7 protein-coding genes, 1 tRNA gene and 1 pseudogene are annotated in these 13,743 nt (G+C 44.0%); 6 read left to right on the forward strand and 3 right to left on the reverse strand.

Going from position 1 to position 13,743, the window contains the following annotated elements; all coding sequences use genetic code 11:
* Positions 1-583: 583 nt before the first annotated feature.
* From DABAL43B_RS10295 to hemB, 4 genes are all read left to right on the forward strand, one after another.
* The gene (locus DABAL43B_RS10295) at positions 584-1,975 is read left to right on the forward strand and encodes an efflux RND transporter periplasmic adaptor subunit (protein ID WP_079692286.1); all 1,392 of its coding nucleotides are present in this window, start codon (positions 584-586) and stop codon (positions 1,973-1,975) included.
* Between the two features lie 35 nt (positions 1,976-2,010).
* Positions 2,011-5,310, forward strand: a complete 3,300-nt coding sequence (locus DABAL43B_RS10300) for an efflux RND transporter permease subunit (RefSeq protein WP_079692287.1) — start codon at positions 2,011-2,013, stop codon at positions 5,308-5,310.
* On the forward strand, positions 5,307-7,097 hold the full coding sequence (locus DABAL43B_RS10305; RefSeq protein ID WP_079692288.1) for an efflux transporter outer membrane subunit: 1,791 nt from the start codon (positions 5,307-5,309) through the stop codon (positions 7,095-7,097). Before DABAL43B_RS10300 ends, DABAL43B_RS10305 begins: the two co-directional genes overlap by 4 nt.
* 178 nt (positions 7,098-7,275) lie before the next feature.
* Positions 7,276-8,283, forward strand: a complete 1,008-nt coding sequence (gene hemB / locus DABAL43B_RS10310; protein WP_079692289.1) for a porphobilinogen synthase — start codon at positions 7,276-7,278, stop codon at positions 8,281-8,283.
* 119 nt (positions 8,284-8,402) lie between these two features.
* Here hemB and DABAL43B_RS10315 read toward each other — a convergent pair whose 3' ends face one another.
* A complete protein-coding gene (locus tag DABAL43B_RS10315; RefSeq protein WP_079692290.1) occupies positions 8,403-9,380 on the reverse strand; it encodes a glutathione S-transferase family protein in 978 nt (325 codons plus the stop codon).
* Between the two features lie 305 nt (positions 9,381-9,685).
* On the opposite strand from DABAL43B_RS10315, the gene DABAL43B_RS10320 reads away from it, so the two are divergent.
* A tRNA-Val gene (locus DABAL43B_RS10320) sits at positions 9,686-9,762 on the forward strand.
* Between the two features lie 77 nt (positions 9,763-9,839).
* Positions 9,840-10,040: pseudogene (locus DABAL43B_RS10325) on the forward strand (hypothetical protein); the annotation flags it as partial.
* A gap of 229 nt (positions 10,041-10,269) precedes the next feature.
* Here DABAL43B_RS10325 and torD read toward each other — a convergent pair.
* Together torD and torA are read right to left on the reverse strand one after the other, a co-directional pair.
* On the reverse strand, positions 10,270-10,956 hold the full coding sequence (torD, locus tag DABAL43B_RS10330) for a molecular chaperone TorD (protein ID WP_227516674.1): 687 nt from the start codon (positions 10,954-10,956) through the stop codon (positions 10,270-10,272).
* A 237-nt stretch (positions 10,957-11,193) separates the two neighbouring features.
* Positions 11,194-13,716 carry a trimethylamine-N-oxide reductase TorA gene (gene torA, locus DABAL43B_RS10335; protein ID WP_079692291.1) on the reverse strand — a complete coding sequence of 841 codons (2,523 nt, stop codon included), beginning with the start codon at positions 13,714-13,716 and terminating at the stop codon, positions 11,194-11,196.
* Positions 13,717-13,743: the final 27 nt, after the last annotated feature.

A 13,743-nucleotide genomic window follows, 5' to 3' on the forward strand; every position in this document is an offset into this window, starting at 1 on the left:
TTGTGCGCTTAAGTTATTACCTTTAAGTGCAGCACAGGTTTATCATAAACAAATATGATAACGACGCTGTCGTCCTATTTTTTGTGATTGTCATTAATACTAAAACTAATCTAATTCGATTTATCATTCACTAGTATTTCAGGGTTCATAATTAAGTATTGCTAAAGCCAGTTTTTTCTGAACAGCTGATGCTTTGGGATGATTTTTCTACTAATATTCCTCAATCTCATCAAAAAAACAAAAATTAACAATATTGTATTTCATCAACCACGATGAATTTTGTAATGTAATTTTGATGTTGTGCTTGTGTTTCCGATATGTCACGGGCATTTATCATACTAAAAGATGGTTATATGAGGTGCAATTGGTTTTTTGTGCCTTGACTGTGGGGTATACCCTATAGTTTATAATAATTCATTAAATTAAATTTACTTATCCGGTTATTGCGCATTTAACGGCCGATATACTCTGGCGGCGGTAAATACATATTATTTTTTATATCTCATACGTTAAGATTTATCCATAAACTTTTTATACTGTCACTATTTATTATTATGTAATACTTATATTGTCGAGGACATTGATGAAGCATTCTTATCTTGCGCTTGTAATAGCAACTGTACTATCTGGAGCTGTACTGGTTGGCTGTGACAAAAAACAGGACGCCGATGGTGCAGCGGCCGCACAGCAACAAATGCCGCCCTCCGTCGTCAACGTCCAAACTGTGACCTTTGTTACCGTACCACAAGTACAGACTTTTGCTGGACGCACAACGGCATACCAAACCGCGGACGTTCGCCCACAAGTAAACGGAATTATCGACGAAGTGTTGTTCCGTGAGGGCAGCAACGTCAAAAAAGACCAACCTTTATATCGTATTAATACGGATAACTACGCAACGTCTATCACCAGTGGTCAGGCGGCGATAGCACAAGCCGAAGCCAACTATCAGACAGCTTTGGCTAATAATGCCAATGCAAAAGCGGAGTTAGCCAGCCGTCAAGCGTCGCTATCACAAGCACAAAACGACTTACAACGTCTGCAAGGGCTGGTTGCTATCGATGCCATCTCAAAGCAGCAGTACGACCAAGCACAAACCGCCGTACGTACTGCGCAGGCCGCTGTACAAAGTGCTAATGCTGCTATCGGTCAATCGCAAGCGGGTATTGAAAGCGCAAAAGCAGGTATCCAAACAGCGAAGGCCAGCCTACAAGCCAGTACCTTAGATCTGAATCGTACGATCGTACGCGCACCTATCTCAGGTCGTACGGATCGCTCTAGCGTTACCGCTGGTACATTGGTCAGCTCTGGTCAACCTACTCCTTTGGTTACTATCTCACGCCTAGATCCTATCTATGTTGATATCAGTCAATCCTCTTCTGAGCTACTAAAATTGCGTCAGCAAATTTCAGCTGGCAAAGCTCAGGCAGGAATGAGCTCGGTTGAATTGGTGTTAGAGGATGGCTCAACGTATCCTGTACGCGGCGAGTTGGCGTTATCAGAAGCGAAAGTCGATGAGTCTACAGGGGCAGTGACATTACGTGCGGTATTCCCGAATAACAGCAATATCTTATTGCCAGGTATGTATGTCAGCGCCCGCTTGACCCAAAGTGTGATTACCAATGCAGCACTCGTACCACAAAGCGCAGTGATGCGCTCGACCAAGAGTGAAACGCAAGTTTATATCGTTGATGAAAACAATAAAATCCAAGTTCGTCCTGTCACGATTAATGGTACCTATAAAGGGCAATGGGTGATCACTGACGGCCTTCAAGCTGGCGATAAAGTAGTCGTTATCGGTGGTGCAAAAGTCAAGCCTGAACAAGAGGTCGTTGCGAAACCATTAGAAAATCCAAACCCTGAGCCTTCTGCAAAAGGGGCTGCTGCTAAAACACCACAGCAAGCTGCAAAAAATATGGATAAGTCTACCGATGGTAAAACTGCCAACAAACCGGCACAACCAGCCGCCAAATAATTCCATTCAAAGCTAGGAAGACTTAGGGATTTACTATGTCACGTTTTTTTATTGATCGCCCTATCTTTGCATGGGTGATGGCTATTTTAGTCATGCTCATCGGGATAATATCGGTTATCAACCTACCGATTGAGCAGTATCCAGCTATTGCGCCACCAACCGTCACGGTCAGCGCTAGCTACCCTGGTGCTAACGCTGAAACCGTTGAAAACTCAGTAGTACAGATTATTGAGCAGCGCATGAAAGGGCTTGATGGCTTGATGTACATGAAGTCGTCGAGTGCCTCAAATGGTAGTGCCTCTGTACAGCTGTTCTTTGAGAACGGTACAGATTCTGATACCGCACAGGTTCAGGTACAGAACAAATTACAGGCCGCAATGAGCTCGTTGCCCGAGCAAGTACAGCGTCAAGGCGTTAACGTTAACAAAGCCTCTGAAGGCTTTTTAGCCGTGTTTGGCTTTGTGTCTGAAGATGGCAGTATGGATCCTGCTGATATCGGTGATTATATCAACTCTAATGTCGTCGATCAGCTCAGCCGTGTTGAAGGCGTTGGTCAAGTCCAAGCGTTCGGTGCATCTTACGCTATGCGTATTTGGCTCGATCCTGAACGTTTACGTGGCTATAGCTTGGTGCCATCCGATGTGGTCAACGCGGTACGTGCGCAAAACGCACAAGTATCAGCCGGTCAGTTAGGTCAAGCACCTGCTGATACTGATGAACAAGTTATTAATGCAACCGTCACCGTACAAAGCTATCTAAAAACGCCTGATGAGTTCAAAAACATCCTACTAAAAACCGATACCTCTGGCGCGCAAGTACGCTTAGGCGATGTTGCAAAGGTTGAAATTGGTAGTGAAAGTTATAGTACGATTGCCTTGTTTAATGGCCAACAAGCCGCTGGCCTTGCTGTCTCACTAGCGAGTGGTGCTAACGCGCTTGCAACTCGCGAATTGGTCGGTGATCGAGTTGCCGAGCTAGAAGCAAACTTCCCTGCAGGCCTAAAGTCAGTCATTCCTTATGACACTACCCCATTTGTACGCTTGTCTATTGAACAAGTGGTCAAGACCTTAATCGAAGCGATTATATTAGTATTTATCGTCATGTTTATCTTCTTGCAGAACTGGCGCGCGACTATTATTCCGACGCTTGCTGTACCTGTGGTACTGCTTGGTACTTTTGCAGTACTGTATATTGCAGGGTTCAGTATCAACGTACTGACTATGTTTGCCATGGTACTGTCCATCGGCCTACTGGTCGATGATGCTATTGTCGTCGTAGAGAACGTCGAGCGGCTATTGGAAGAAGACCAAAATATCTCTATCAAAGACGCTACGATACAATCGATGGGTGAGATTAGTAAAATCGTTGTTGGTATCGCGCTTATCTTATCGGCGGTATTCGTACCGATGGCCTTCTTTGGTGGCTCAACTGGGGTAATCTATCGTCAGTTCGCCATTACTTTGATTACCAGTATGGTGCTGTCAGCTCTAGTTGCTCTTATTTTCACCCCTGCCCTATGTGTGACCTTGCTAAAACGTAGTAAGAGCCATGAAAAAGGTAATTCTGAGAATCAAAAAGGCTTCTTTGGTTGGTTTAACCGCTCTTTTACCAAAACCAGTCGCTCTTATGAAAATTTCGTCGGTAAAAGCTTCCGCCTTAAATGGGTATATCTGATTGTCTATGCGGCTATTATCGGTATTATGGCAGTGGTATTCTTACGTATCCCTGGCTCATTTTTACCGGAAGAAGACCAGGGTATTATGTTTACCGCCGTACAGCTGCCCGCTGGTTCGACACTGAATGAGACGCAAGCGGTTCTAGATAAAGTGAGCGCTTATTATAGCGGCCAAGAACCGGATAATGTGGAATCAGCGTTTACCATCGCTGGCTTTAGTTTCGTAGGACAAGGACAAAACGTCGGTATCGCCTTCGTAAAACTCAGCGACTGGGCGGATCGTAAAGGTGAAGACAATACAGCACGGGCAGTCTCTGATCGTGCACAGGGTTATTTCTTTACCCAAATTAACGAAGCGACTGTGTTTAATATTATCCCACCAGCAATTAGTGGACTTGGTAACTCTAGTGGTTTTGACTTGATGCTTCAAGACTCCGGTAACGTCGGACACGAAGGTCTGTTAGAAGCACGTAATATGTTACTGGGCATGGCTGCTCAAAACGATCAAGTAGCCGGTGTACGTCCAAACGGACAAGAAGATGCACCGCAGCTTAAAGTTGATATTAACCAAGAACAAGCCGCTGCTTATGGTCTATCCATGGCAAATATTAACAGTGTCATCTCAACCGCGTGGGGCTCAAGCTATATCAATGACTTCGTTGATCGTGGTCGTGTCAAACGCGTATTTGTACAAGGTGAACCTAGTAGCCGTACTAATCCTGATGATATCGGTAAATGGTATGTCCGTAACGATAGCAACGAGATGATCTCATTTGATGCTTTCTCTAGTAGTAAATGGGAAACCGGTTCACCGGGTCTCACGCGCTATAATAGTTTGGCGTCAATGAATATCCAAGGTAGCGCTGCTCCTGGTCTAAGTACCGGTGAAGCGATGGATGCCATGGAAGCGATGGTCGAACAGCTGCCAGACGGCATCAGTTACGAATGGACAGGTCTATCATTAGAAGAGAAGAAGTCAGGTGCTCAAGCGCCGATGCTGTATGCAGTTTCTATCTTAGTGGTATTCTTATGTCTTGCTGCCTTGTATGAGAGTTGGTCAATTCCATTCTCAGTACTATTGGTGATTCCACTTGGGGTATTGGGGGCGGTGCTGTTTACTTGGTTTCGTGGCTTATCCAATGACATTTACTTACAAGTTGGTCTACTCACGGTGGTTGGGCTATCGGCCAAAAACGCCATCTTGATTATCGAGTTTGCGAGGGATCACCAAGAGGAAGGTTATACCTTAAAAGAGGCCGTCATGACCGCGGCGCGGCAACGTCTGCGTCCTATTATTATGACCTCACTTGCCTTTGGTCTTGGTGTTGTGCCATTATTCATCGCGACAGGTGCTGGTTCTGGTAGCCAAAACGCCATTGGTACCAGTGTGGTTGGCGGTGTTGTCACTGCTACCTTCTTAGGTATCTTCTTTATTCCGATGTTCTATATTTGGGTACGTAGCTTGTTTCCGTACAAATATGACACGCCGCCAAATGATGGTGGGAATACGCCTGACAGCTCTAACCCTGATAATCCAGACAATCCAGTTGGACCAACAGAGTATAATGAGCCACCGATCATACATGTTGACGACGATATGCAAAACATGACGCTCTCTAAGAGCTCTCAGCCTGCAAGCTTTGGAGATAATACACAATGAGTTTTAGTTATTTCGTTACCCCCAACTCAGCAACTAAGGCAGTCTCTTTGACTGCCCGCGTTAGCCAAAATAGCGGTCGTTTAATAGGCTTAACGGCATTAGCGATCAGCATGGCTGCTTGTAATACCATTCCAAAAGCGGATATGCGTCCTGTCCTTGCTGAGCCTAATATTCCTATCGGACAAACCTATGGGGCGTTCGATAAGGAGACCGTCAGTACGGCTGAGCAACCAAGCATTGCCAATCAACGCTGGCAGAACTTCTATAGCGACGAGCGTTTAAAAGGTCTGATTGCTTTAGGTCTTGAAAATAACAAAGACTTTGAAAGTGCACGCTTAGCCATTGAAAAAGCACGTGCTCAATATCAAATTAGTGATATTCGCGACTTGCCAAGTATCGATGGTAGCGGTGGCTACAGTCGCTCAGCACAAAATAGCCGCGATAAAAACTCTAGTGGTGCTTATAGCGTAAATTTAGGTCTTGCCAATTATGAGCTCGACTTTTGGGGTAAAATCTCTAGTTTAAAAGACCAAGCGTTGCAGAATTTCTTAGCCACCACGGCTGCAAAAGACGCTACCCAAATTAGCTTAATTAGTAACATTGCCCAAAGCTATGCCAATTTAAGCTACAGTTTAGCGCAGCTGAAACTGGCGGAAGCAACGGTTGAGAGTCGTGAGAAATCACTATTTATCGCTGATAAACGTTTTGAAGCCGGTATTGATCCTAAGCTGCCTTCGTTACAGTCTAGTGCCTCACTTGAAAATGCGAGACTTGCCGTCTTACGTGCGCAAAGCAGTATTTTAAAATCACGTAATGCATTGCAGTTTTTGGTCGGTGGACCGATTCCAACCAATCTGATTCCAACCCCAGCTGTCAGTAATATCACTAGCCAAAAGATATTTAGTGCTGGCTTGCCTAGTGAGTTGCTGCGCTATCGCCCAGATGTGTTGCAAGCGGAATACAACCTAAAAGCCGCTGGTGCTAATATCGAAGTAGCACGCGCGTCTTATTATCCTTCTATAAGCCTCGCAAGTAGCATTGGCGTCAGTAGTGGTAGTTTGGACGACTTATTCAAAAGTGGTGCCGTTGGCTGGTCATTTGGTCCAAGCATTAGCGTGCCTATCTTTGATGCAGGTCGCTTAGATGCCAACTACGATGTCGCTAAAATTGAGCGTGAACAAACCCTTGCTGGCTATGAGCGCTCAATTCAAACCGCTTTCCGCGAGGTCTCTGATGTCTTGGCAACGCGTGCTACCTTAGGCGAGCAGCTCGAAGCCCAATACCGTCTGCAAGACAACTTTGAGCAAACCTATCAGATTGCAGATGCGCGCTTTAAAGCGGGTATTGCTAACTATCTAGACGTTCTTGATGCACAGCGTTCACTGTTCTCAACGCAGCAAGGTATTTTAGATTTAGAGCTACAAAAAATCGTTAGCCAAGTCGAGCTTTACCAAGCGCTTGGTGGTGGTGCCAACCTAGATGTGCCAACTGTTATTCCTACGCCGCAACATAGAAACTTAGTGCAAGTGGCTAACGTAGCTGGCAATAAAGCAAAAGCGGTCAATGCTATCGATGCCGCTAGCTCAGCGCGTGTTGCTTCTGTCCAAGAAGCTCAAGCGATTAAGCAAGCGCAACCAGTAGAAAAAGCCACCTTTAAACCTACTGCTGTGGTTGACGTCAATAATGACGGTAAAACCGATGCTGCTGTAGGCATCTTAACTGAAGAGGCTACTCTGAAAGAAACCAGCGTTGAGCAAGTACCTGTCACGCAGATTGTTGAACCTTAAGTGATCAGAGCGCTATAATCTCGTGAAGGTGCTTTATCCTCACGTTGATAGTCGATAAGTACAAAAAGCCCTACCGACTTGGTAGGGCTTTTTGCTTTCGTCAGCTACTATTGGTTATAGTAGTCGTATTATATTAATACCAAAATAAAAGTTGTTGATACTAAAAAAAGGAAGCATTATGACTTATACTTTTAACCGCCAATTCCCTGAAACTCGTCTGCGTCGTCTGCGTTATAACGACAATGTACGCGCCATGATTCGTGAAGTTGAGCTGCATCCTAAGCACTTTATCGCGCCCGTTTTTGTGTTAGAAGGTAGTAACCAACGCCAATCAATCGCGAGTATGCCGGGTGTTGAGCGCTTATCGATTGACCTGCTCATTAAACATGCCAAAGAGTTATTAGCAGAAGGTGTCACAACTATCGATATCTTCCCGGTTATTGATAATTCACTAAAAACGCCTGACGGTAAATCGGCTTATGACGAAAATGGCTTGAGCGCACGCGCGGTCAAAGCTGTCAAAGATGCTATTCCAGAGATGGTGGTGATGACTGATGTGGCATTAGATCCTTATACCTCACACGGTCAAGACGGCTTACTCGATGACAGTGGCTATGTCGTTAACGATGCAACGGTTGAAGTACTGGTCAAACAGGCATTGGTACACGCCCGCGCCGGTGCCGACATCATCTCCCCTAGCGACATGATGGATGGTCGTATCAAAGCCATGCGTGATGCCTTCGAAGCCGAAGGTTTTGTCAATACCGCTATCATGGCCTACTCGGCAAAATATGCCTCTGCTTATTACGGGCCATTCCGTGATGCGGTCGGTAGTGCTGGCAACTTAAAAGGTGGTCATAAAAAACAGTATCAAATGGACTTTGGTAACCGTGCTGAAGCGCTACATGAAGTGGCCATGGACATCAATGAAGGCGCTGATATGGTCATGATTAAACCCGGTCAACCCTACTTAGATTTGATTAGAGAAGTTAAAAATACCTTTGGCGTACCTACCTTTGCTTATCAAGTCTCTGGCGAATATGCCATGCATATGGCGGCTATTCAAAACGGTTGGCTGACTGATGCGGTTATTTTAGAGTCTCTGATTGGCTTCCGCCGTGCTGGTGCAGATGGTATTTTGACTTACTTTGCTTTAGAAGCAGCAAGACAGTTAAATAATGCTTAATTTTAGCTAATTTGCTTATTTATATTTTTGCTTATTTATATTGTGGTTTAAACTGCAAACCTATCACACCCGCTGCTATCAATCAGCTGGTGTGATTTTTTTTATTGTAATAAGTAAATCTATAAACGCGCACGCTCATGTGGCTCATTAAAGTCAATAACCGGACCAACAGGCACAATACGAGTGGGATTAATATTGGCATGGCTGATGTAATAATGCGCCTTGATATGCGCCATATTTATTGTCTCTGCGATACCTGGTACTTGATATAAATCACGTAGATAACCCCAAAGATTCGGATAGTCAACGATACGACGTATATTACATTTAAAATGACCGACATAAACCGCATCAAAACGTACTAAAGTCGTAAATAAACGCCAATCCGCCCCAGTTATCGTGCTACCTATTAGGTAACGTTGGTCTGCCAAACGCGCCTCTAACTTATCTAACGCATCGAATAGTTTGACTACCGCTTCTTTATACGCCGCTTCTGTAGTGGCAAAACCAGCTTTATAAACTCCGTTATTAACCGCATCATAAACAAATGCATTGATCGCATCGATTTCTGCTATGGATTCTGCAGGTAAAAAATTGCCAGCTATCGCCCCAATCTCATCAAAGGCTGAGTTAAACATCCGAATAATCTCAGAGGATTCATTGCTAACGATAGTATGGGTTTTTTTATCCCATAGTATCGGTACTGTGACTCGTCCCGTATAGTCAGGCTTTGCTGCGGTATAAATTTCATATAAATAATTTGCATCGACGATAGGATCAGCGACAACCCCTGCGCCCTCTGCAAACGTCCAACCTTTATCACCCATAAATGGATGCACCACAGATATCGAGATCAGGTCTTCTAAGCCTTTGAGCTTGCGGAAAATGGTCGTACGGTTCGCCCATGGACACGCCAAAGAGACATATAAGTGATAACGGTTGGCCTCCGCTTTAAAGCCGCCTCGACCAGAGGGACCTGCACTGCCATCTACGGTCACCCAGTTTCTAAAGCCTGCGTCTTCACGCTTAAAGCGTCCGCCGCTAGATGCGGTGTCATACCATTTGTCTTGCCACTGCCCGTCGACCAATAGACCCATATCACTCTCCTCAATATTCTGTTTTGATATTATTTCATGGAACATGCATACTATGAAATCATCATAATAAGCACTCTATTTTGAGAATTATGATAGCAGTTATATATTACCCAGCATTAGCCTTTGTGGTTCTGCTGACAATAAAACATAAACCAATTTTACTGACTGTTTAATATAACTACATAAATAACGGTCTAAATCGCTCAATATAAAAGTATAATAGTCAGTATTATGCCAATAAAAGAATTTTATTAGAAAAAAGGCTTGCAAAGTAGTAGAAACTTGATAGAATACTCAACCTAAATAGGCGTATAGCTCAGTTGGTTAGAGCGCTACCTTGACATGGTAGAGGTCAGCAGTTCGAGTCTGCTTATGCCTACCAAATATTTAGAAAGCCCTAGTCTAACGACTGGGGCTTTTTTTGTCCGTAAAATATGGGCTGTAGTGGAAAATATTTAATTGAAGAATGAGCTGGTATATCACCAAGACTACAAAATAAGATTCAAAGCCATCAACGACATCACTCAATACATTGAGCTTGAATACAATGAGGAGCGGTTAGCAAAGCACTGCTTCTCCCTGACGCAAGACAAGAGCTGTGCTCGCAGTGGCACTAAGATTCAAAAGGGCTTAGGCTATAAAACGCCAAGGCAGATGTAATTTGATTATTATCGTCTAGCTGCGTAAATAAAATCTCCCAAGTTAATGTCTACGGATTTGACAACATAGGTCATTGAATACGCTGGGTTATAAACCGCTGAAGTTGCTCAAGAGTAATCACTGGCTTTATACTCACTGATACTTAATGCTATGCAAAATTAGCGTTACTGAGCTTAAAATAGCCACTTAACGTATTTAAGATTTTCAATATCTATGAGCTAGCCAGCCATCAGCTCACTATACTTTCTAATGCTGCTCTGTCTTCTATGACAAACTGCTCTACCAAAGCAGCAAGTGCAGGATAAATATCTGTTTTTACGTTGATTTTTTGACAGTATTTAGTGAACTGCGGTAGCCAATTGAGTAAAGCAGTATCAAGAAAGTCGATTTGTTCTTGTGCCGTGTTGACCATATCAAGCTGTTGCTCAATACTTTTATTAATCCATAAGCTCATAACGATAAAATATACACTTAAATGGTCATTTGGCTCACGAAACTCAGGATGTAAGCTTAGCTGCTGGCTATCAAGAAAACGCATCATATGCGCCGCAGGTTTGCCATAAAGGTGTTTATCACTGCTCAGATAATAAGAAGCGTAAGGCGGTGCACTATCATCACCACTCAGTAAAAAAATCTGCGCAAAATCTGCGGCAAGCTCAATGGCACGATGCTCTTTAGGGAATTGCTGCAAATTATCAATGGCGACTTTCACGCGATTACTGTATTGCTCAAGTCCGAGACTAACAAATACCTCGTGAATACTATCGTAAGCTTGATTCTGTTGCCACTCATCTAAGGTCGTTGAGGTAAGCTCACGCGCGAAAACATCTGCAAACCAACGATAAAGTGCAGAACGTGCCGGATTAGCAGCTTGCCATTCTTCATTAATATTGATTTTATCTTCAGTTATGTTCATTTTAAATCCAATTTAAGCTGTCTTTTATGTGTTATTGGTGGCTACTTTTATTAAGTAACACATTTATTAAGTAACACATTTATTAAATAGCGGTTTTATTTTTATTAAATACTGGCATTGAGTACTACATTAGAACAGATCGTCTATATAAATAAATGCCTTTGTAAATCACACATGCTATTTACGTCGCATACGGCTTACAAAGGCATTTTTTATCACTTACTGTCCTAAATGATATTAACCCATTTGGGATGATACAGCAGAGCTACCATCTGGATTGACATACTTTGGACCACCGAACGAAGTCACTGCTGGTGCTTTACCAACGAATTTCTCCATCTCGACGATACAAGTATTGGCACTAGGCGCTTGTGCAAGACTTGAGGTACCGATATCAATGGTTAACGTATTAGGGTCACCATAGGTATCTAGCGCACCGATTTCAGGGCCAGTAGGTCCATACCATGCACCCTCTTGGATACGAATGATACCCGGTGGAAAGTTATCAGAGATAACTGCACCAGCCAATAACTGACCACGATCATTAAAGACACGCACAATGTCACCATCTTTGATACCACGAGCTTTTGCATCCTCAGGACCCATGTAACAAGGCTCACGACCTTGTACCGTATAGGTTGCACGGCGCTCTTCAGACTCACAAGTTTGTGAGTGCAGACGGGTATCTGGATGCACTGATTGTAGCCATAGTGGATGCTTATCTGAACCAGGACCACCATGTGAGCGCTCAATTTTCTCCATCCAGGTAGGATGGCCTTTACAGTCATCATAACCATAACTGGCAATTTTGCGGCTACTTATCTCAATAAAGCCTGATGGTGTGCCAAGGGCGTTGACTTCAGGATCTTCAAGGAAATCAGCATGTCTTGTCCAGTTTTTACCCTCTGGGAATAGCACGTAGCCTTTTTTCCAGAATTCAGCAAATTCAGGCATGAAAAATTCTTTTTTCAAGTTATCAGCACGGCACTCTTCGTAGATTTGCTCGATCCACTGCATCTCATTCATATTACGGCTATATTCGATTTCACGATTCATGCGCTTAGTTAATTCATACCAAATATCAAAGTCTGATTTAGAATGATAAAGCGGGTCAATCAGCTTGTGCATGGCAATAACGCCACGGTTACTATAGGTACCGTAAGCATCAATATCATTACGCTCATAAGGCGTACATGCTGGCAGTACAATGTCAGCAAAACGACAGGTTGCCGTCCAGTTATAGTCGACCGCAACGACTGTCTCAACTTTGCGGTACGCCTCTTTCATACGGTTGCGCTGCTGATGGCGATGCCATTGGTTACAGCCTGAAAAAATACCCATTTTATAAGGCGGAAGGGTAACTTTGTGACCATTAAAGTCAATCACTTTACCCGGCTCAAGTAAGCAATCAATAGCGCGAGCAACTGGTATAACAGAGCTATACCCATTAAAGTCTTCGTTATCGTGCTTAGGCTTACGACCAGTATCAAGATTTAGCGGGAACGCACCCGGCATAGAAGCACCTGAAGCTGGTACACCCGATGAGCTATAGTGATGCGAATAACTAATGCCCCCACCCGGCTGACCAAACTGACCAAGCATAGCAGCGATAATCGCTCCCATCCAATAAGGTTGCTCACCATGCTGTTGACGCTGAATCGCCCAGCCGAAAATAAGCTGGGTACGATTCTTCGCCATTTTGCGGGTAAGCTCACGGATACGGTCCGCTTTGATACCACAAATCTTTTCTGCCCACTCTGGGGTTCTCTCGATTTTATCTTCAGTTTTACCCATCACATAAGGAATAAACGCTTCGAAGCCGAGAGTATAGACATCAATGAATTTTTCATCATAAAGCTTTTCGGTATATAGCGTATGCACAATAGCCAGCATAAACGCCACATCAGTATGTGGGTTAACATATTGATGATCACACTCTAGATAGTTCTGGGTTTTACTTTTGACCGGATCAATACAGATGACCTCAATCTCTTTATTTCGAACTTTGGTACGTAATTGCTCTAAGTACTCATAAGATTCGTGAGTTTCGGTATTCCAGCCAACTTGTAAGTTTTTGACAGGGTCATTCGCCCACATAACGATGACTTTTGAATTTTCTAAAATCAACGGCCATGATGTACCTTGTGAATAGACCTCAGTCGAACCTAACACGTAAGGCATAATAACTTGACCAGCACCGGTTGAATAATCCCCTGCTGTACCGACACTCCGTCCATGCATCGCCACAGCGCGTAGCATATGGTTACCACAACTGTGGATCTGTCCTACTGACCGCCAGCCAACGTTGGCCGTATGCAACGCCCAAGGACCGTAATCTTTTTGGATACGCTCAAGCTCTTCATAGACCATGTCTAGAGCAGCATCCCAACCGACGCGTACGAAACGGTTATCACCGCGCTGTGTCGTGTCACTTTTATGACGGTTTTTATACCAGTCAACCCGAATCATAGGATAACGTACCCGTGATGGGCTATAAATAATGCCAGGCACACCCTGTAAAATATCGGTCGGGAACTGATCAAACTCAAAAGGTTGCACTTCAACGAGCTTGTCACCCTGAACATTGGCACGGAAGGCACCCCAGTGTGCACCGGACATTTTCCAGCCGCTCAAATCAGGTTTTTTCCCAGTCTTACTAGTAACGATACTGTTATCGGCAAGTAGTGATGTCGGTAACAACGCGGTACCCGTTAAAGCAGCTAGTGACTTGAGAAAGTGTCTGCGATTGATGTTTTTCATAAGTTATCTCTCTAATTGTTTTCTCTA

Source organism: Psychrobacter sp. DAB_AL43B, from assembly GCF_900168255.1.
In the GTDB taxonomy this organism is placed as follows: Bacteria; Pseudomonadota; Gammaproteobacteria; order Pseudomonadales; family Moraxellaceae; genus Psychrobacter.